This is a genomic window from Bosea vaviloviae, from assembly GCF_001741865.1.
GTDB lineage: Bacteria > Pseudomonadota > Alphaproteobacteria > Rhizobiales > Beijerinckiaceae > Allobosea > Allobosea vaviloviae.
The window spans coordinates 1537135-1556692 of record NZ_CP017147.1 but is presented as its reverse complement, the minus strand read 5'-3'; the positions used below and the strand labels follow the sequence as shown (position 1 = coordinate 1556692).

General features: G+C 66.6%; 16 protein-coding genes. 2 read left to right on the top strand and 14 right to left on the bottom strand.

The features are described 5' to 3' along the window. Positions 1 to 18 precede the first annotated feature (18 nt). The 3 genes from BHK69_RS07305 to BHK69_RS07295 form a co-directional block, all read right to left on the bottom strand. Positions 19 to 2559, bottom strand: coding sequence for a heavy metal translocating P-type ATPase (locus tag BHK69_RS07305; protein ID WP_069689519.1), 2541 nt, complete (start codon positions 2557 to 2559; stop codon positions 19 to 21). Between the two features lie 378 nt (positions 2560 to 2937). Beyond that, positions 2938 to 3585: a hypothetical protein gene (locus BHK69_RS07300; RefSeq protein ID WP_069689518.1), complete on the bottom strand. Its 648-nt coding sequence runs from the start codon at positions 3583 to 3585 to the stop codon at positions 2938 to 2940. Positions 3586 to 3691: 106 nt separating this feature from the next. Then, positions 3692 to 3982, bottom strand: coding sequence for a metal-sensing transcriptional repressor (locus BHK69_RS07295; RefSeq protein ID WP_069689517.1), 291 nt, complete (start codon positions 3980 to 3982; stop codon positions 3692 to 3694). A gap of 126 nt (positions 3983 to 4108) precedes the next feature. On the opposite strand from BHK69_RS07295, the gene BHK69_RS07290 reads away from it, so the two are divergent. Continuing rightward, a complete protein-coding gene (locus tag BHK69_RS07290; RefSeq protein WP_069689516.1) occupies positions 4109 to 4672 on the top strand; it encodes a GNAT family N-acetyltransferase in 564 nt (187 codons plus the stop codon). A gap of 141 nt (positions 4673 to 4813) precedes the next feature. Next, complete coding sequence (locus BHK69_RS07285; RefSeq protein WP_069689515.1) at positions 4814 to 6004, top strand: nickel/cobalt efflux protein RcnA; 1191 nt, start codon at positions 4814 to 4816, stop codon at positions 6002 to 6004. A gap of 84 nt (positions 6005 to 6088) precedes the next feature. Here BHK69_RS07285 and BHK69_RS07280 read toward each other — a convergent pair whose 3' ends face one another. From BHK69_RS07280 to BHK69_RS07220, 11 genes are all read right to left on the bottom strand, one after another. Further along, positions 6089 to 7159 (bottom strand): ABC transporter ATP-binding protein, encoded by a 1071-nt coding sequence (locus BHK69_RS07280; protein WP_069689514.1) that lies wholly within the window; start codon positions 7157 to 7159, stop codon positions 6089 to 6091. Then, entirely contained in the window at positions 7156 to 8205 is a 1050-nt protein-coding gene (locus BHK69_RS07275) for an ABC transporter ATP-binding protein (RefSeq protein WP_069693451.1), read from the bottom strand. Before BHK69_RS07275 ends, BHK69_RS07280 begins: the two co-directional genes overlap by 4 nt. 26 nt (positions 8206 to 8231) lie before the next feature. After that, positions 8232 to 9152: an ABC transporter permease gene (locus BHK69_RS07270; RefSeq protein ID WP_244548427.1), complete on the bottom strand. Its 921-nt coding sequence runs from the start codon at positions 9150 to 9152 to the stop codon at positions 8232 to 8234. Next, entirely contained in the window at positions 9145 to 10092 is a 948-nt protein-coding gene (locus BHK69_RS07265) for an ABC transporter permease (protein ID WP_069689512.1), read from the bottom strand. The genes BHK69_RS07270 and BHK69_RS07265 overlap by 8 nt, the downstream gene beginning before the upstream one ends. A 109-nt stretch (positions 10093 to 10201) precedes the next feature. Continuing rightward, the gene (locus BHK69_RS07260; RefSeq protein ID WP_069689511.1) at positions 10202 to 11704 is read right to left on the bottom strand and encodes an ABC transporter substrate-binding protein; all 1503 of its coding nucleotides are present in this window, start codon (positions 11702 to 11704) and stop codon (positions 10202 to 10204) included. A 296-nt stretch (positions 11705 to 12000) separates the two neighbouring features. Further along, positions 12001 to 12207, bottom strand: a complete 207-nt coding sequence (locus BHK69_RS07255) for a heavy-metal-associated domain-containing protein (RefSeq protein ID WP_244548426.1) — start codon at positions 12205 to 12207, stop codon at positions 12001 to 12003. Between the two features lie 130 nt (positions 12208 to 12337). Then, complete coding sequence (locus BHK69_RS07250) at positions 12338 to 15343, bottom strand: heavy metal translocating P-type ATPase (RefSeq protein ID WP_342029747.1); 3006 nt, start codon at positions 15341 to 15343, stop codon at positions 12338 to 12340. Positions 15344 to 15504: 161 nt separating this feature from the next. After that, entirely contained in the window at positions 15505 to 16536 is a 1032-nt protein-coding gene (locus BHK69_RS07235; RefSeq protein ID WP_069689506.1) for an L-idonate 5-dehydrogenase, read from the bottom strand. Between the two features lie 14 nt (positions 16537 to 16550). Beyond that, positions 16551 to 17762, bottom strand: a complete 1212-nt coding sequence (locus BHK69_RS07230) for an ABC transporter ATP-binding protein (RefSeq protein ID WP_069689505.1) — start codon at positions 17760 to 17762, stop codon at positions 16551 to 16553. A gap of 14 nt (positions 17763 to 17776) precedes the next feature. Further along, positions 17777 to 18604 carry a carbohydrate ABC transporter permease gene (locus BHK69_RS07225; RefSeq protein WP_069689504.1) on the bottom strand — a complete coding sequence of 276 codons (828 nt, stop codon included), beginning with the start codon at positions 18602 to 18604 and terminating at the stop codon, positions 17777 to 17779. Next, positions 18604 to 19557 (bottom strand): carbohydrate ABC transporter permease, encoded by a 954-nt coding sequence (locus BHK69_RS07220; RefSeq protein ID WP_148663340.1) that lies wholly within the window; start codon positions 19555 to 19557, stop codon positions 18604 to 18606. The genes BHK69_RS07225 and BHK69_RS07220 overlap by 1 nt, the downstream gene beginning before the upstream one ends. Position 19558 lies beyond the last annotated feature (1 nt).

Below are 19558 nucleotides of genomic sequence, written 5' to 3'. Positions count from 1 at the left end.
CGATCCAAACCTTAAGCGTCACTCGGCCGGCGCGAGCTTTGCTGCGGGGCTGCGTGCCGAGGCCGTGGCTGCGACACCGCCGAAGCGCCTGAGCCGCAGCGCATTGGTCAGCACGCTGACGCTCGACAGCGCCATGGCGAGGCCTGCAAACATCGGCGACATCAGGATGCCGAAGGCCGGATAGAGCGCACCCGCCGCGACCGGGATCAGCACGATGTTGTAGCCGAAGGCCCAGGCCAGATTCTGGCGGATATTGGCGATCGTCGCCTGCGACAACGCGATCGCCTTGGCGACGCCGTTGAGATCGCCCGACATCAAGACGACATCGGCGCTCTCGATGGCGATATCGGTGCCGGTGCCGATGGCGAGGCCGACATCGGCCTGTGCCAAGGCAGGCGCGTCATTGATGCCGTCGCCGACGAAGGCGACCTTGACGCCGCCGGCCTGAAGGGTCTTGACGACCTCGGACTTGCCCGTCGGCAGAACCTCCGCCACGACCTCGTCGATGCCGAGCCGCGCGGCGATGGCGTTGGCCGTGCCCTTGTTGTCGCCGGTGATCATCACGACGCGCAGGCCAAGTGCGTGCAGCGCGGCAATGGCCGCGGGCGTGGTCTCCTTGATCGGATCGGCGACGGCGATGATCGCGGCGAGCTTGCCGTCGATCGCGGCATAGAGCGGCGTCTTGCCGGCAGCGGCCAATCGCCCGGCCTGATCGGCAAAGGCTGCGAGATCCAGGCCCAGGCGGCGCATCAGGCGGTCGGCGCCGACCTCGATCGCCCGGCCCTCGACCTTGGCCTTGACGCCGAATCCAGGCTCGGCAGCGAACTCCGCCGGCTCCGCCAGCTCGAACCCGCGCAAACGGGCCGCCGCGACGATGGCCTCGGCGACCGGATGCTCGGAGCGCGCCTCGACCGAGGCGACCAGACGCAGCACCTCGTCCTCCGCGAAGCCCGGCGCGACCGAAATGTCGGTCAATTCGGGCCGCCCCTTGGTCAGCGTGCCGGTCTTGTCCAGCGCCACGATCCTGGCATCCTTCAGCGATTGCAGCGCCTCGCCCTGGCGGAACAGGATGCCCAGCTCCGCCCCCTTGCCGGTGCCGACCATGATCGAGGTCGGCGTCGCCAGTCCCATCGCGCAGGGGCAAGCGATGATCAGGACCGCAACCGCGTTGACCAGCGCGAAGGCGAAGGCGGGGCTTGGACCGAAAACCAGCCAGGCGGCGAAGGTCAGCAGCGCCAGCGCGATGACGGCGGGCACGAACCACATCGTCACCTTGTCGACGAGCGCCTGGATCGGCAGCTTCGAGCCCTGCGCCGCCTCGACCGTGCGCACGATCTGGGCGAGCAGCGTGTCGGCACCGACCTTGCGGGCAGCGAAGCGGAATGCGCCGGTTCCGTTCACGGTGCCGCCGGTAACAGTCGCGCCCGGCTCCTTGCGTGCCGGGATCGGCTCGCCGGTGATCATCGCCTCATCGACATAGGAGAGGCCTTCGAGGACCTCGCCATCGACCGGGATACGTTCGCCCGGCCGCACGATGACGATGTCGCCGGGCACCACGGTCTCGATCGCGACATCGATCTCGGCGCCGTCGCGCAGCACGCGGGCGGATTTCGCCTGCAGCGACATCAAGCGACGAATGGCCTCGCTGGTCTGGCCCTTGGCGCGCGCCTCGAACCAGCGCCCGGTCAGGATCAGCGTGACGATGACCGCTCCGGCCTCGAAATAGGTGTAGTCGGTGCCGTCAGGCAACCAGTCCGGCGCGAAGGTCGCCACTGTCGAATAGAGATAGGCTGCGCTGGTGCCCAGCATCACCAGCGAATTCATGTCGGGCGCGCCGCGCAGCAGCGCCGGCCAGCCCTTGCGCAGGAAGCGCAGGCCCGGGCCGAACTGCACGAAGCTCGCGAGCAGGAACGAGATCACCTTGATGTTGAACTCGCCGACCTTCCCCGCCAGGACATGATGCAGCGTCTCCGAGAGATGCATCCCCATTTCAAAGACGAGCAATGGCACGGTGGCGATGGCCGCCGCGATGACGGCACGACGCAAGCTCGTCTGCTCGACCTCGCGTGCCTGGCGCTCGCGATCGGCCATGTCGATGCCGGCCTGGATGGGCTCGGCGGCATAGCCGGCCGCCGTCGCCGCAGCCGCGAGTCGCGACGCGATGTCAGCTCCCCCCAGAACGCGCACGGAAGCCCGTTCGGTCGCCAGATTGACATTCGCATCGAGAACGCCGGGCACCGCCTTCAGCGCCTTCTCGACCCGGCCGACGCAGGAGGCGCAGCTCATGCCGGCGACGCTCAGTTCGACCGTGCTCTCGGAGGGCTCGTAACCGGCCTTGCGAATGGCCGCGCCGATGGCCGCGGGATCAACCTTCACTGACGACAGGACGACATGGGCGCGTTCGGTCGCGAGATTGACCGCGACCGACTCCACGCCCTCCACGGCCGCGACCGCGCGCTCGACCCGGCCGACACAGGAGGCGCAGCTCATGCCGCCGACAGGAATGTCGAGCTGCATGCTGCGCCCGGCCGTCGTTTTCAGAACCGTGTCAGTCGACATGACGTCACTCCAGACTCATCTGGCGAGAGATATGCTCCTTCCCATAATGGGAAGGTCAAGGGCCTCTCGCCAGCCTTGTGCGGAGATGCCGCAGGCGAATGCGCAGTCGCGGTTTCGCCGCCTCAGAGCCTGGAGCAAGGATTTCAGTCGGTTGGAATTTCGTGTTGAAACGCGCCGTCATCCCGGACGCCACCCCCGGGTCCGATCTTCGATCGGCCCAAGGATAAACTCCGCGGAGATCAGGGATCCATTCCGGAGCGCTTGCGAGTGAGGTTCCGGCATGGATCCCGGGTCTCCCTGCGGTCGCCCGGGATGACGGCGCGTTTTTTCTTGATGTTCAAGCTTTTGAAAACAGCGGCATCGTTATCGGCCAGACTCTCAGGCTGCGCTGACGATCGGGAAACCGCGGATCTGCTCGCCGACCTCGCTCTTGATGGTCAGGCGCGCATGCGTGGCGTCCTTGATCTTGCCGCCGGCGATCAGGGTCGAAGGCATTTCACCCGGCTCGGTCGCGAGGTTACGGATCTGGTAGTCCTCGGCGCGCGGGCCGATCGCCTGCACGACCACGCTCTCGGCCGGCGGCGGTGCGACGACGGCCCCGCCTTTCAGGAAGCTGATCTCCCAGCGCGTCTCGTCCAGGCGCTTGACCTCGGCCTCGAGTCCACCGTCGAGCGCAACCAGCGCGCCCCCGCGCGAGCCAAGTTTAGGCGGCAGCACTGCCGCGCCCGGCAGAAGCGATTCGCGGGTATGGAAATGCGTGCCGTGAACGACGCGCATGCGGACGCGATAGGCGCCTTCGACATGGCCGCTGGCGAGCACGGAGGAGACGCTTCCGCTGGCCGAGATGGCAAGCGGATGAATCCGGCCCTGGGTGTCGATCGCATCGACCTCGACCTCGTTCAGCGGCGGCGCCTTGTAATCGGGCACGCCGGCCTCGCTGAAGACGATTTCCCATTGGCCGGCATCGCGCGCGACGATGTCCACCATCTGACCGTGGCCCATATGGATCGATGCTGGCTGCGACATGTTCGGTCTCCGCTTCACTCGCGCCGGCAGGCCCATCCCGCCGGCTTGGCTATCGCTCCGCGCCAGCGGCGTCGGAGGAATCTTGGGCGTCAGAAGAATCTGGGCGTCAGAGGAATTTCGTGACCGCCTTGAACTCCTTCAGGAGCTCGCGCGCATCTGTGGGGATGTGGCCGGCCGCCTCTTCCAGGCAGTGGTCGATATGCTCCTGGATCAGGATCTTGCGCGCATTGGCGACGGCGTTCTCGACCGCCTGCAGTTGCTGCGCGATCTCCAGGCATGAGCGCACATTCACCACCATCTCGATCGTCGAGCGCAGATGACCCTCGGCCCGCTTCAACCGGGTGATGATCTCCGGATGGCGGTGATGGTGGATTTTCTCGTGCGGTTCGTTTTTCATCTTGATCCTATCCCCCTGGAGGGGTTATAGCCAATCACAACGGCTGGCAAGTGGAAGCTGAATTCTGGCCCTTACGAGCCCTGTCGAAAGGCCAGCGCCCTCGCTGGTACGGCTGGAGTTGGATTGATGTCGATGGCCGATGCTCCTCATGGCTTGACGCTCGCTTTGCTGCCCGACGATTCCGGCGAGCAGCATAAGGCCGCGCGCCAGTTCTGCCTCGACGTGATCAAGGAATTCTACGGCTTCGATTATCGGGCCGACTGGCATGCCGATCTCGACTCGCTGACGCTGGGGCCGGAGCAATCCTGGTTCAGTGCGCGCAACCGTGGCGCATTCTGGACCTTGAGCGCCCCGGACGGGTCGCTCGTGGCGGCAGCCGGCCTGTATTGCCTGACATGGAAGCCAAAGCTGGCCGCAGCTCTCGCCGCGCGGTATCCTGACCCGGAACAGGTCACGCAGCTCGTCCGCGTCTATATCCGCAAGGACCAGCGCGGCCGCCAGATCGGACGCTGGCTCAACACGCTCGCTGAAGCCGAAGCCAGGCGCCTGGGCTTTGCGACCCTCTATTTGCACGCCAACGCCGACACTGCGGCGACGATCGGCTTCTGGCGAGGCCGCGGTTATGCCGAGATCGCGAGCGACGAGGCCACAACCCATTTCGACAAGAGCTTGTCGAACACACCAGCTTGATCGGGCAAGCGCCGGCACAAGTCCAGGCGCCTCCCCGGGATCGAGAAGACGAGGACAGGAGGCAAAGCGCCCTCGACCAGAGCCGGTTGGACCGGCCGGTGCGGCGGCCCAGCCAAATGTCCGGATCTGAGGAGCACTGTCGTGCCGTCATTCACCGAACTGCTGGCCCAGGGGGCCGGCAATGCCTGGCTGTTCATCCCGAGCGCGATCCTGCTCGGTGCGCTTCACGGCCTCGAGCCCGGCCATTCCAAGACGATGATGGCGGCTTTCATCGTCGCCGTGCGCGGCACCGTGTTCCAGGCCGTGCTGCTCGGGCTCGCGGCCACCTTCTCGCATACGCTGGTCGTCTGGGGGGTGGCGCTGGGAGGCATGTACATCTTCAAGGGCCTCGATCCCGAGACCACGGAGCCCTATTTCCAGCTCGCCTCGGCGGTCATCATCATCGGTATCGCCTCCTGGATGTTCTGGCGAACCTGGCAGGACCAGCAGCGCGCCAAGCAGTATGCGCGCGAGGTCGAAGCCTATGAGAAGAACAAGGCCAAGACCGCGCTGTCGCATCGCGTCGATACCGGCCACGGCTTCATGTCGCTGGAGATCCCGCCGGAAAAGCCGGCGCATTTCCGCCTGACCGTCATCAGCGGCGACAAATGGGCCGGCGAATACATCAAGATCACCACCGAGCGCCCTGACGGCACGAGCCAGGTCTTCAGCTTCCTCGACCGCGACGGCTATATGGAATCGGCCGAGACGATCGCCGAACCCTATGATTTCATGGTGCGGCTCAGCCTCGACCATGGCGACCACGAGCATGATTACGACGTCTCGTTCCTCCAGGGCATAGCGGGCACCGATGCCCTGCACAGCCAGGAGAAGGGCCTCGCCGTCGCCACCGACGGCTATATGGACGCGCATGAGCTCTCCCACGCCAACGACATCCGCAAGCGCTTCACCAATCGCGAGGTGACGACCTGGCAGATCGTGATGTTCGGCCTGACCGGGGGCCTGATCCCCTGCCCGGCCGCGATCACGGTCCTGCTGCTCTGCGTCCAGATCAAGCAGTTCACGCTCGGTGCGGTTCTCGTGCTGTGCTTCTCGATCGGGCTCGCGATCACGCTGGTCACGGTCGGAGCGGTCGCCGCCATCAGCGTCCGGCAGGCGACGAAGCGGGTGAGCTGGCTCTCCGCGGTGGCCAGCCGCGCGCCGTATTTCTCCAGCGCGCTGATCGTCCTCGTCGGGCTTTATACCGGCTATCACGGCTGGACCGGGCTGCAGGCGCAGCAACACGCTCCGGCCGCGCAGAGCGCCCCGGCCACCCAGCCAAAGGCAGGCTGAGCGACGCCAGGTTGAGCGACACAACGCATCAGTGGGAGCGTCCAAGACGCTCCCACTGATGCGTTTAAGGTTCAGATCATCCCGTCAGGAAGCGGACGCGACCTCGCGCTGTGCGATATGGCAGCGCACCAGGGCGCCGTCCCCGAGCGGAGCCAGCTCTGGCGGCTGTGCGTGGCACAGCGGCTCGGCCTGGGGGCAGCGCCCGTGGAAGCGACAGCCATGCGGCGGGTTGATCGGGCTCGGCGGCTCCCCGCCCAGCGCGGCCGCGCCATAAAGCCCGTTCTCCTCCAGCATCGAGGCCGCGATCAGGGCCTTGGTGTAGGGGTGGCGGGGCCGCTCGAAGAGCTCGTCGCGCGGCGCCATCTCGACGATCTGTCCGAGATACATCACCGCGATCCGGTCGCAGAGATAGCGCACGACCCGCAGGTCATGCGAGATCATCAGCAGGGTCAGCGAGAAGCGTTTCCTGAGATCGAGCAGCAGGTTCAGGATCTGCGTCCGCATCGAGGCATCGAGCGCCGAGGTCGGCTCGTCACAGACCAGAAAGCGCGGCTTCAGGATCAGCGCGCGCGCGATCACGACGCGCTGGAGCTGCCCGCCAGAACATTCCCCGGGCACGCGGTCGTAGAAGCTCTCATCGAGCCCGACCTCGCGCAGCATCTCCAGCACGATGGCGCGGCGCTGGCCGCGATCGCCCATGCCATGCGCGCTCAAGGGCGCATCGAGGCTATGGCCGAGCCGCATGCGCGGATCGAGCGCGCCGAACGGATCCTGGAAGACGAGCTGCGCCTGCTTCCTGAAATCGAGCAGGTCATGGCCGCGCAGCCGCGCCACATCCTTGCCGGCGATCCTGATCGAGCCGCTGTCGGCGCTGGTCATCCGGACCAGCAGCCGGGCGATCGTGCTCTTGCCGCAACCGGATTCACCGACGAGGCCGAGCACTTCGCCCTCGGGAATCGACAGGGAGACATGATCGACCGAATTGACCACGCGCCGCCCGCCCGGACCCCAGCCGGCAACCGGGTAGGTCTTCACGAGATCGTCCACGACCACGAAGGGCGCAGGCTCCCGGAGCGGAACCTCGATCCCGTTCGGTGAGGCAGGGTTCAGCGCGGCAGGATTCAGCGCGGCATGGGCAAGCGATGTCACGCTCATGCCCTGTGCTCCACGGCCGGCAGCGTGGGAGCAGCGTTGACGCTCCAGCAGCGCGCCTTGTGCTGGCCGCTGCAGCATTCCAGGTTCGGCTCGGCGCTGCAGCAGGCATGAGCATGCTCGGACGTCGCCGCGACGCTGCAGCGAGGCTGGAAGCGGCAGCCGCAGGCGATGTCGCGCGCCGAGGCCGCGCCGCCGGGGATCGAGATCAGCGCGCCGGTTTCATCCCGCTGCAACAGGGAGCAGCGGATCAGCGCCTTGGTGTAGGGATGGCGCGGTGCATTCAGGACCTCGCGCGTCGGCCCTTCCTCGACGAGGCGGCCGGCATACATCACCGCAACCCGCTCCGAGAGCGCGGCCACCACGGCAAGATCATGCGTGATCAGGAGCACCGCCATGTCGCGCTTCCGGCGCTGCTCGTCGAGCAGGCGCAGGATCTGGGCCTGGACGGTGACGTCGAGCGCCGTCGTCGGCTCGTCGGCGATGAGCAGATCGGGATCGGCGCTGAGCGCGGCCGCGATCATCACGCGCTGCGCCATGCCGCCCGAGAGCTCATGCGCGTAGCAACGCAGCCGCGTCTCCGGCGCGGGAATGCCGACCTCGCGGAAGAGCGCGACCACCCGCTCCATCGCGGCCTCGCGGCTGAGGCCGCGATGGATACGCAGGCTTTCGGCGACCTGATCGCCGACGCGGCAGGTCGGGTCGAGCATGGCGAGCGGCTGCTGGAAGATCATGCCGATGCGGCCGCCGCGCAGCGCATTGAGGGCGGCCGGCCGCATCGCGCCGACATCGTTGCCACCGAAGCGGACCGAGCCGCTGGTGATCGAAGCCGCAGTCGGCAGCAGCCGCAGCACCGACAGGGCGGTGAGGCTCTTGCCCGAACCGGATTCACCGACGAGCGCCACGACCTCGCCGCGCCTGATCTCGAGGTCGAGGCCGTCGATGACGGGGCGGGTTCCGGTACCGATCCCGACCCGCAGCCCCTCGATCGCCAGCAGCGGCTCGGCGTCGCGCACCGCCGCCTGCAGCCGGCCGGGGGCCGGGCGCATCTGGGACTCGTTGGCGGCTGGTGCGATCATGCCTGCTCTCCCGCCGTCTTGCGCTTGGTTTCCAGGTTGCGCTTGGTCTCCAGGCCCTGGCCGATCCAGGTCACGCTGAGCGCGGTCAGGAAGATCGCGAGCCCTGGGCAGATGACGAGCAGCGGAGCGCGTTCGAGATAGGGTTGGGAACTCGCCATCATTGCCGCCCAGTCGGCATGAGGCGGCTGGACGCCGAGCCCGATGAAGGACAGGCCGCCGACTGTGATGAGCTTGTGGCCGAAGCGCAGGAACCCCATCGCCGCCAGGGGGCGGATCGCGTTGGGGATGATGTGGCGCAGGATGATGAAGCGGCGCGAGCAGCCCAGGATCTCGGCGGCCCGGATATAGGATTTGGCGTTGATCTCGATGGCGAGCCCGCGCGCCAGCCGGGCGAAGGGCGTCCAGCTCACCACCGTCAGCGCCACGATCAGCGTGCCATAGCCCGGCCCCATCAGCGCGATCAGGAAGATCGCCACGACGACGTCGGGAAAGGAGATCAGCAGATCGACGATCCGCATCGTGATCTCGTCGACGAGACCACCCTGGCGCGCGCTGATCACCCCGATCACCGTGCCGGTCACCGCCGACAGGACCAGGGTCACAGCGGCGATGATGATGGCGAAATGGCCGCCGACGAGAAGGCGGCTGAGCTGGTCGCGGCCGAGATGGTCGGTGCCGAGCCAGTGCCGGCTGCTCGGCCCCTGCAAGCGCTGCAGCAGGCTCTGCGAGGCAGGATCATAAGGCGCTAGCCAATGCGCCGTGCACAGCAGCAGCAGGACGGTGGCGAACATCACGGCGCCGGCGGAGAAGACCCAGTGCCGCTGGCGCGCGAAGCCCAGCGCGCGGCGCAGGATGGAGGGGCGCGAGGTAGCCCCCTTCGCGATATCGAAGAGCGGTGCGGCCATGGTGTCAGGCATGTGCATGGGCCATCCTCACCATCGGGTTGAGCACCGCGTAGAGAATGTCGGCGAGCGTATTGATCAGCACCGACAGGGCGACGATCGCGACGAAGCTCGCCTGCAGGACCGGAATGTCCTTGTTGATCACCGCCTCGTAGATCAATCGGCCCATGCCGGGGATGGCGAAGATGACCTCGACCACGACCGAGCCGCCGAGCAGGCCGGCAAGCCAGAGCGCAAACAATGTGACCACGGGGATGGCGCCGTTGCGCACGCCATGGCGCAGCACCGTCTGCGTCATGCTCAGGCCCCGGCTGCGCGCGGCGGTGATGTAGGGAGCCTGCAAGACGTCCATCATGGCCGCGCGCGTCACCCGCGTGAAATAAGCCAAAGGCCGCAGCGCCAGCACCATCGCCGGGAGCACCAGCGACGACATGCCGTCCCAACCGGCCGAAGGCAGCCAGCCGAGATAGAGCGCGAAGACCAGGATGCCCATCGGCGCCATCCAGTATTCCGGGATCGCGACCAGCGTCTGGGTGACGAAGGTTGCGGCGGTGTCGATGGGTCCGCCAGGCCTGGTCGCCGCCGCCGTGCCCAGCGGCACCGCGATGACGATGGCAATGCCGAGCGCCGACATTGCGAGCGTGATCGAGACGAGCAGAGCCCGGCCAATCTGGTCGATCACCGGAGCGCGGCTGGTGTAGGAATAGCCGAAATCGCCATGCAGCGCCGCGTTGAGCCAGCTGAGATATTGCGCGAGCAGGGAGCGATCGAGCCCGAGCTGCTGGCGCAACGCCTCAACCGCCGCCTGGTCGACCTGGAAATCGGCCACGCGGGAGCGCAGGACCAGCACGGCCGGGTCACCGTCGCTGAGATAGGGGATCAGGAAGGCGAAGACCGACACCACCAGCAAGGTCAGCAGGAGAACGGCCAGTCGGCGGGTAACGAAGAGCCACATGGCAGGTTCCTCTCCGCAGCGATGTAAAAGTTTGGAGCAGTGCTCTTGGCTTTGCAGCGGAGGCGTCCGCAGGAATCGCAGACGCCTCCGGTGTTGGCGAAACGGCCGCTCACTCGAGCGCGAGTTCGGGCGTCAGCGTGTATTGATACAGCGGATGGATCTTATAGTTGCGGACTTTCGCGCTGTAGGCGTCGTTGCCGGCCTCGTGAATGACGAAGATGTTCACCGCGTCGTTTTGCAAATCCTGAGCCAGTTCCGAATAGACGACGTAGCGCTTGGCGGGGTCGGCCTCGCCGGCGACCTTGGCCAGTTTCTCGTCGAACTTGGCATTGCAGTAGTGCGACAGGTTGTATCCGCCGCCACAGCCATAATCCGATTGCAGATATCCCGCGGGATCGGCGACATCGACCATGTGGCTGCGCGAGAGCAGCGCCAGATCATATTTTCCCGCCAGGATATCGGGCTCCAGCGCCTTGTATTCGGCGACGCGGATATTGGCCTTGACGCCGATCGCGTTGAACTGGTCCTGCAGGATCGCCGCGAGATCCTTGAATTCGATCTTCTCGACATAGGCGAAGAGATCGAGCGTCAGCGAACCCGGCTTGATGCCGGCCTCAGCCAGGAGGGCCTGCGCCTTCTTGGGATCATAAGCCGCGGGCTTGGCACCCTTGGGAGCCCAGGGTTCGGCCGGTGCGAAGGGCCCGATAGCCGGCTGCACCGAACCTTCATAGACGCTGGCCGCGATGCCCTGGAGATCGAGCGCCATCTGCAGGGCCTGGCGGACCTTGGGATTGTCGAGCGGCGCCTTCTTGGTGTTGATCAGCAAGGTGCTGGTGCGCGGCGTGGCGATGCTCTCGATCTTGAGGCCTGCGGTCGATTTCAGCGTGGCCAGCGTCGAGGCCGGAACCGCCGCGCCGACATGGGCCTCGCCGGTGCGCACCTGCGTGGCGCGGACATTGGCATCGGGGATGAACTTGATCTCGACCTCCGCCAGCTTGACCGCCCCGCCCCAGTATTTGTCGTTACGCTTCAGCGACATGCCTTGCTGGCCGTTGACCCGGGTGATGACGAAGGGGCCGGTGCAGGTGCCGACAGGGTCGATCTTGCCGTCCTTATAAGCCGCCGGCGACAGGATGCCGGTATTGGCCGCGGCCAACCGCAGCGGCGTCAGCACGGAGGCAACGGGCGTGGTCACGCGCACCGTGTCCTCATTGATCGCCTCGACCGACTTGATCAGCTTGGGCGAAAAGGCGCGCGCCGGCGCCGTGACCTTGAGCACCGCATTGAGCGCGGCAGCGGCGCTGGCCGCCGTCAGCGCCTGGCCGTCCTGAAAGCTGACGCCCTTGCGCAAGGTGAAATCCCAGGCATCAGGCGCGGTTTGCGTCCACGAGGTCGCCAGCGCAGGTTTCAGCTTGCCGTCGAAATCGATGCGCGTCAGCATTTCGAGACAGCCCGCCTTGGACAGGACGTTGGCGTCGTCGGTTTCGAGCGCGAAGCCGGCGCGCGGCGGGAAATTCTCGGCGATGACGAATTTACCGCCCTGCGCGGACGCCGCGCCGGCAACGCCGAGAGTGGAGAGGAAGGCTGCAACAAACCCTGCTCGCGTGATCATGCTGACGACTCCGTTGTTGTTCGCTGTTCCCGTCTCGCCGACTTGCTCTCGCGATATCGGCAAGGAGCGCCCGCGAAGGCGGCCCTGCCGAGTTCATGATGCCGTCGATCTGATATGTTATAACATTAATATGCGATAGCTCTCCCGCATCTCTTGCCGGGCCGGCCCGCTCGTTTTTGTGGACGGCTCAGTCGTGGGAGCCGTCCACCTTGTTGCAATTCGAAGCCCAGCCAGGGGCCCCGTATTGTATGGAATTTCTCGCCGACGCCCGAGATTCAGGCAGCGCCTGGCGGATTTCAGGCAGAAGCGCCTGCCAGCAATGGCGTATAGCCGGCCTTGGTCACGATCGCCTGGATCGCGGCGCTGTCGCTGGCGCCGGTGATGGTGACACGCTTGGAGGCCGGGTCGGCGGTGACTGAGGAACCCGGCAGCGCCTGCTCGATCGCGCCCTTGATCGTGCCGGCGCAGTGGCCGCAGGTCATGTCGTCGACGAGGAGGATCACCGCCTGATCCGGCGTTGCGCTGGTGTCGGTTTCCGTGGGAGCCGCATGCTGGCTGCATGAACACATGAGAAGCGTCCTTCGTGGTTTGGCTGATGGTGGGATCAGGCTGCGGCTTGCCCTGATGGGAAGGTCAAGCGTGTTCCGGCGAAAAATTTCGATTGGCGGGCGCAGCGACCTGGGGGCTGTCCTCGCCCTTGAAGAAACCCAGCAGCCTCAGCGCGTTGAGGGTGACAAGAACCGTCGCCCCCGTATCCGCCAGGACCGCGATCCAGAGCCCGGTCGCGCCGATGATCGTGGTGACGAGGAAGAGCAGCTTCAGCCCGAGCGCGATGACGATGTTCTGGCGGATATTGGCCATGGTCGCGCGCGACAGCCGGATCAGCCTGACGACATCGCCGACGCGGCTCTTCAGCAAGGCAGCGTCGGCGGCCTCGATGGCGACATCCGTGCCCGAGCCCATGGCGATGCCGGCATCGGCCGCAGCCAGCGCCGGCGCATCGTTGATGCCGTCGCCAACCATCACGACATGACCCGCCTGCCGCAAGGCGCGCACCGCCTCGACCTTGGCCTCGGGCATCATCTCGGCCTGGACCTCGATGCCGAGCTGGCCGCCGATGGCCTCGCCGGTGCGGCGGTTGTCGCCGGTCAGCATGACCGCGCGCAGGCCGAGTGCCTTGAGCTCCGCGATCGCGGCGCGGGCGTCCGGGCGCGGCTCGTCGCGCAGGGCGATCACCCCCGCGACGATCTCGCCCTCGAGCACGACCACGACGGTCTTGCCCTGCGCCTCCAGTGCCGCGATCCGATCAGTTATCTCGGTGGACAGCACCGCCCGTTCGGTCGCGAAGCGCGGCGCACCGATGAAGATCGGGGTTTCACCCAGGAGCGCTTCCATGCCCTTGCCGGGAATGGCGCGCGTGGCCGTGACCACGAGCTTGGCAGCCCGGTCGTCCTGCGCCCGCGCCACGATGGCCTCCGCCAGAGGGTGGCTGGATTCACGCTCGACTGCGCCAGCCAGTGCCAGCAGGCGGCCGGCATTGGCAGCGCCCGGCACGATGTCGGTCACGACCGGCCGGCCCCAGGTCAAGGTGCCCGTCTTGTCGAAGGCGACGATCTGGGTGCGGGCCAGCATCTCGACCACCGCGCCGCCCTTGACCAGCAGGCCGCGCCTGGCCGCCATCGACAGGCTGGAGGCGATCGCAGCCGGCACCGAGATGACCAGCGCGCAGGGGCAGCCGATCAGCAGCAGCGTCAGGCCGCGATAGATCCAGACCGACCATTCCGCACCGGCGAATAGCGGCGGCAGCACCGCCACGAGCAAGGACAAGCCGACGATGCAAGGCATGTAGATGCGCGAGAAGCGATCGATGAAGCGCTCGGTCGGGGCCTTGGCGTCCTGCGCCTCCTCGACCAGCGCCACGATGCGGGCGATGGTGTTGTCCTCCGGCGCGCGCTCGACCTTGATGCGTAGCGCCGCTTCCTGGTTGATCGAGCCGGCGAAGATCGCAGCGCCCGGCTCCTTGCCCTTGGGCACGGATTCGCCGGTGATCGGCGATTCATCGACGCTGGAGAAGCCGGCGACCACGCTGCCATCGGCCGGGACACGGTCGCCCGGCCGCACCAGCGCGATCTGTCCGATCCGCAGCGAGGCGGCGGCGACTTCGCGCACGCTCCCACCCTCATCGAGCAAAGCCGTTTTGGGCACGAGCGCCGCAAGCGCGCGAATGCCGGAGCGCGCCTTGTTGGCGGCAACGCCTTCGAGCACCTCGCCGACGGCGAAGAGGAAGACGACGACGGCCGCTTCCTCGATCGCCCCGATGAAGAGCGCACCGGCGGCGGCGATCGTCATCAGCATCTCGATGGTGAAGGGTGCGCCCGCAAGCGCAGCCATCACGGCGCGCTTGGCGATCGGCGCGACGGCGATCACCGTCGCGAGCGCGAAGACCGCGAAGGAGGCCTGCGGGAACACCAGACCAACGGCATAGGCTGCGGCGAGAAGCAGGCCGGCCGTGATCGCCACCCTGCCCTTCGACGTCGTCCACCAGCGGCGCGGCGCCTCCGGCGCAACCGGAGCGGACTCGCTCACGGTCGAGGGCACAGTGAGCAGCGTCGGCTTGTAGCCGAGCCGGCTGAGCTGGGTATCGATCGCCGCGACCCCCGCGCTGCCCGCGGCGAGACGCAAGGACAAGGTTTCGTTGGTGATCGAGATCCTGAGATCGCTGACCCCCGGCATCTTTTCCAGAGCCGTCCGGATGGTCGCGGCGCAGCTGCCGCAATCCATGCCGGCGACTTTCCAGCTCAGCGCATCGGCCGCGACGACCTCGGCAGCCCGGTTTGCAGAGGAGTGGGCATGGGCATGGGCATGCGCGTGATCGTGGCCGTGGTGATCATGTCCGTGATCATGCCCGCAAGCGGAATGGTCATGCGCATGCTGTTCGGCAGCCTTCGGAGCCGGCGCAGCATGGTCATGACCACAACCACACTCATCCACGGCAGCTTGCACGGGCGCATGGCCGTGAGCGGCGTGGTCATGAGCATGCTGTTCGGCAGGCTTGGGAGCCGGCGCAGCATGGTCATGGCCGCAACCACACTCATCCACGGCAGCTTGTACGGGCGCATGGCCATGAGCCTTGTGGTCATGAGCGTCGTGGTCATGCCCGCAAGCAGAGTGGTCGTGCGCATGCTGTTCGGCAGTCTTGGGAGCCGGCGCAGCATGGTCATGGCCGCAGGCCGAGTGGTCATGCTCGGCCCCGGCCTGCACTGCTGTCGCATGGTCTTGCTTGCCATGCGAATGGTCGTGATGCTCATGGTTGGCATGGTCTTGGCCAGCATGATCATGACCATGATGGTCGTGGCTGCGGGCCTCTGCCGGCTTTGCCTTGGCGGCCTGCAATGTCGGCCCGAAGCCCAGCCGCTTCACGCGCGCCTCGATCGCGTCCGCAGTCGTGGTTCCCTCCGCCAAGGCCAGGCTCAGCGTCTCCTTGGTCACCGAAATCTTGATGTCGGAGACGCCCGGCAGCTTTTCGAGCGCGGCCCGGATGGTCGAGGCGCAGCTGCCGCAATCCATGCCATCGACCTTCCAGGTGACGGATTTCGATTGCGATTCCAGTCCCTTGAGGGCTTCCGCGGGCAGCGTCATCAGAGATCTCCTTGACCAGTGATGACGAGCTTAACTGCTCTAGTCACTAGAGGTTCAAGGGCTATTTTGCAGGCTATGCGGGATTTTCTTCGCTCTGGGAAAGGCGACGCGATCGCAGGCCCGGCTCAAGGCCAGCGATCGCACCGTCCCGGAGTTGGACCTCAGAACGCCAGCTGCACCTTCATCGCGCGCGAGCGGTCCGCGGCGAGTTCGAAGGCCTCGACCGCGCGCTCGAACGGCAAGGTGGCGCTGACCAGCGGCTTCAGATCGACGAGGCCATTGCTCATCAGATCGACGGCAAGCTGGAATTCGGCATCGAAGCGGAAGGTGCCGTGCAGGCGCAATTCCTTGGCGACGATGAGGTTCATCGGCAGGGTCATGTCGCCACCGAGACCGACCTGCACGATGACGCCGCCAGGACGCATGGCATCGAGCGCGCCGGCCAAGGCGCGGCCATTGCCCGAGGCTTCGAACAGGACGTCGAAGCTGCCCTTGTCGGCGGTATAGGCCCCGAGCGCCTCAGGCTGCGCCGCGATGTTGACGGCCTGCGTGGCGCCGAGAGCCCGGGCCGTCACTAGGGGCGCATCCGCGACATCGGTCGCGACGATCTGCGCCGCTCCGCCCAGACGCGCGACCACGACGCAGAGCGCGCCGATCGGTCCGCAGCCCGTCACCAGTACGCGCTTGCCCAGCAGCGATCCTGCCTGCTTGCCGGCATGCAGGCAGACGGCGAAGGGCTCGGCCATCGCGGCTTCGCCCATGCTGACATCATCGCCGACCGGCACCGCCTGATAGGCGTTGACGGTCAGGCTTTGCCGGAAGCCGCCCTGGGCATGGGGAAAGCGCATCGCGCTGCCGATGAACTGCATGTTCAGGCATTCATGGCGCATGCCTTCATGGCAATAGCGGCAGGCATTGCAGGGCTGGCTCGGATTGACCGCGACGCGCATGCCGGGAACGAGGTGCGAGACGCCCTCGCCGATCTCCTCGATCACGCCGGCGATCTCGTGCCCGAGCGCCATGGGCTGCTTGATCCGCACCGTGCCGAAGCCGCCATGCTGGTAGTAATGCAGATCCGACCCGCAGATGCCGCCGGCAGCGATGCGGATGCGCACCTGGCCGGCTTGCGGCGCAACGACCGCGATATCCTCGATCCTGAGATCGCGAGGGGCGTGAATGATGACGCCTTTCATCGGGATGGCCTCCTTCAAGCCGCCAGAGCGAGACCGGCGCGCAGCTGCTCGCCCGTGCTGCGGGAGAACAGAACGGCCTCGGAAAGATCCGGCACGACCGAGACCGGATCGCCGGGTTTGAGCTCGCTATACCCTTGCGTGGTGATCATGATCTCGCCCGCCACCGCGCCCTCCTCGTCATGGGCGGTCGCCGCATGGCTCAGCTTGACCGCGACGACCGATTCCGCGCCGACATGCTCGACGAGGCTGACTGTGCCGGCGAGCTGGCCGGCGAGCTGCCCGGCGAGCTGGCCCTGTCCGCCGGGCGCAGCCAGCGTCAGCGCGTTGGGCCGGATGCCGAGCAGGACCGGGGCACGCCCGCCCTCGCGACCGGCCGCCGCCAGCGCATGCGGCAAGGGCAGGTTCACCTCACCGAGCTTGATCATGCCGGCATCGATGCTGCCCTCGATCAGGTTCATCGGCGGGGTGCCGATGAAGCGCGCGACATAGGTATTGGCGGGCGAGGTGTAGATATCGCGCGGCGTGCCGAATTGCTGCACCACGCCATCGCGCATCAGGGCGATGCGGGTCCCCATGGTCATGGCCTCGACCTGATCATGCGTGACATAGACGAAGGTGCCGCCGACGCGTTGGTGCAGGCGGGTGATCTCGGCGCGCATCGCCGTGCGCAGCTTGGCGTCGAGGTTCGAGAGCGGCTCGTCCATCAGGAAGACCTCGGGCTTGCGCACCATGGCGCGGCCGAGCGCGACGCGCTGGCGCTGCCCGCCCGACAAGGTGCGCGGGTAGCGGTCGAGCATCTCCGTCAGCGACAAGGTCTTGGCGGTCTTCTCGACGAGGTCGGCCACCTCAGGCGAGCGCTCGATCCGGCGCTTGGCCCAGCCGCCGATGAGCGGGATATGGAACCACCATTTGAACTGCCGCATGATCAGCGGGAAGGCGATGTTCCGGCGCACGCTCATATGCGGATAGAGCGCATAGGACTGGAACACGAAGGCCATGTCGCGCGCGCTCGGCGGCAATTGGTCGACACGGCGGTCGCCCAGATGGATCTCGCCGCTGCTGACGGTTTCGAGGCCGGCGAGCATCCGCAACAAGGTCGACTTGCCGCAGCCGGAAGGGCCGAGCAGGACGAGGAATTCGCCATCTGTGACGTCGAGGTCGACATCGGAGATCGCGACCTTGGTGCCGAAATGCTTGGCGACGTGGTTGAGCTTGATCGAAGCCATTTTTGTTCGCTTTCTCAGCCCTTGACGCTGCCGGCGGTCATGCCGGCCACGACATAGCGCTGGACCATGAGGTAGAAGAGGACGGCCGGCAGCGTGTACATCACGCCGATGGCCATGACGGTGTGGATCGGGGTGGAGAGCTCCCCGACGAAGCTGGCGAGGCCGACGGAAGCCGTGCGCAGATCCTGGCTCGAGACCAGGGTCTGGGCGAAGACGTACTCGTTCCAGCCATGGAAGAAGGCGATGACCGAGGCTGCCGCCAATGTCGGCGCGACGACCGGCACCACGACCTGGAGCACGATGCCGATCCGGCTGCAGCCATCGACGCGGGCCGCCTCCTCGATCTCCATCGGCACGCCATCGATGGCGCCCTTGAGGATCCAGGTGATCACCGGGACGGTGAAGGCGGTGTTGGCGAGGATCAGCCCGCCCAGCGTGTCGAGCAAGGCGAGATTGGCGAAGATCGCATAGAGCGGCACCACCAGCATCGCCTCGGGCAGCATCTGCGTCGCAAAGAGCAGGAAGCCGAGCGCGCCCTTGCCGCGGAAGCGGAAGCGCGACAGCGCATAGGCCGGCAGGATCGCCAGCAGGATCGAGAGCACCATCGTGCCGATGGCGACGATCGCGCTGTTGCGCAGCCAGATCAGCACGCCGGTATGGCTGAAGGTGTCGGCGTAGTTGAAGGCCTGCGCCGGATCGGGAACCAGCTGTGGCGTGTCGGCGAAGAGGTTCGCCGAGGAGGTCAGCGAAGTGACGACCATCCAGTAGATCGGAAACACCGAGACGCTAAGCAGGATCAGGATCAGCGCCATGCGGATGGCGTGGGAGGCGGGGCTACGCATCAGCTGCGACCCTCCGCCCGTTCGGCGCGCTGCGTCGCCCAGAAATAGACCACCGTGACCACGAGCGCGATCGAGAGCCCGACCATGCCGACGGCGGCCGCCTCGCCGAGCTCGCGCGCAACGAAGGCGCGGGTGTACAGCTCGATGACGAGCGTCTTGGTCGCGCCGATCGGCCCGCCCTGCGTCATCACCCAGATCAGGTCGAAGCGGCGCAGCGACCAGATGGTGACGAAGAGCACGAGCAGAGCCACCGTCGGCCGGATCGTCGGCCAGACCGCGACCTTGAAGATGCTGAGCTTGTCGGCGCCATCGATCTGGGCGGCCTCGCGGACCTCCTCGGACACGCCCTGGAGCGCAGCAAGCAGCACGACCGAGGAGAAGGGGAAGATCTGCCAGATCGTGGTGAAGAGGATCGCCGGCAATGCGAGCCTGGGATTGTCGAGCCAGCTCTCATAGCCGATCTCGAGATCCAGCAGCTTCAGCCAGTGATTGAAGATGCCGTATTGCGCATTGAGCATCCAGGCGAAGACGGTTGCGACCGCGACCGGCGGCGCCGCCCAGGGGATGGTGACGAGCGCACGCGCTATGCCCCGCCCCCGGAACGGCCGGTCGAGCAGGAGCGCGGCTCCCAGCCCCAGCGCGATCGCAAGCACGACGCAGATGGCGGTGTAGAGCGCGGTCACGCCGATCACGCGCCAGAAATCCGGCCGCGCGGCCAATTCGGCATAATTGCGCATGCCGACGAAATGCGAGGTCTGCGGCGTCAGCAGCGAGGTCTGCGTGAAGCTCAGCATGAGCTCGCGCAGCAGCGGATACCCCTGAAACAGCAGAAGATAGAGCACCACGGGTGCAGCGAAGAGATAGGGCGTCCACGGATTGCCGTCGAGCCGCGCGGTCCCCCGCGCGATCGGTGAACGCGACAGCTGCGGCTGCCTCAGGGCGGCGTCCGTCATG

Coding starts and splice junctions, on each gene's coding strand:
- BHK69_RS07305 (WP_069689519.1), bottom strand. CDS start 2,559: ATGTCGACTGACACGGTTCTGAAAACGACGGCCGGGCGCAGCATGCAG.
- BHK69_RS07300 (WP_069689518.1), bottom strand. CDS start 3,585: ATGTCGCAGCCAGCATCGATCCATATGGGCCACGGTCAGATGGTGGAC.
- BHK69_RS07295 (WP_069689517.1), bottom strand. CDS start 3,982: ATGAAAAACGAACCGCACGAGAAAATCCACCATCACCGCCATCCGGAG.
- BHK69_RS07290 (WP_069689516.1), top strand. CDS start 4,109: ATGTCGATGGCCGATGCTCCTCATGGCTTGACGCTCGCTTTGCTGCCC.
- BHK69_RS07280 (WP_069689514.1), bottom strand. CDS start 7,159: ATGAGCGTGACATCGCTTGCCCATGCCGCGCTGAATCCTGCCGCGCTG.
- BHK69_RS07275 (WP_069693451.1), bottom strand. CDS start 8,205: ATGCGCCCGGCCCCCGGCCGGCTGCAGGCGGCGGTGCGCGACGCCGAG.
- BHK69_RS07270 (WP_244548427.1), bottom strand. CDS start 9,152: ATGCCTGACACCATGGCCGCACCGCTCTTCGATATCGCGAAGGGGGCT.
- BHK69_RS07265 (WP_069689512.1), bottom strand. CDS start 10,092: ATGTGGCTCTTCGTTACCCGCCGACTGGCCGTTCTCCTGCTGACCTTG.
- BHK69_RS07260 (WP_069689511.1), bottom strand. CDS start 11,704: ATGATCACGCGAGCAGGGTTTGTTGCAGCCTTCCTCTCCACTCTCGGC.
- BHK69_RS07250 (WP_342029747.1), bottom strand. CDS start 15,343: ATGACGCTGCCCGCGGAAGCCCTCAAGGGACTGGAATCGCAATCGAAA.
- BHK69_RS07235 (WP_069689506.1), bottom strand. CDS start 16,536: ATGAAAGGCGTCATCATTCACGCCCCTCGCGATCTCAGGATCGAGGAT.
- BHK69_RS07230 (WP_069689505.1), bottom strand. CDS start 17,762: ATGGCTTCGATCAAGCTCAACCACGTCGCCAAGCATTTCGGCACCAAG.
- BHK69_RS07225 (WP_069689504.1), bottom strand. CDS start 18,604: ATGCGTAGCCCCGCCTCCCACGCCATCCGCATGGCGCTGATCCTGATC.
- BHK69_RS07220 (WP_148663340.1), bottom strand. CDS start 19,557: ATGACGGACGCCGCCCTGAGGCAGCCGCAGCTGTCGCGTTCACCGATC.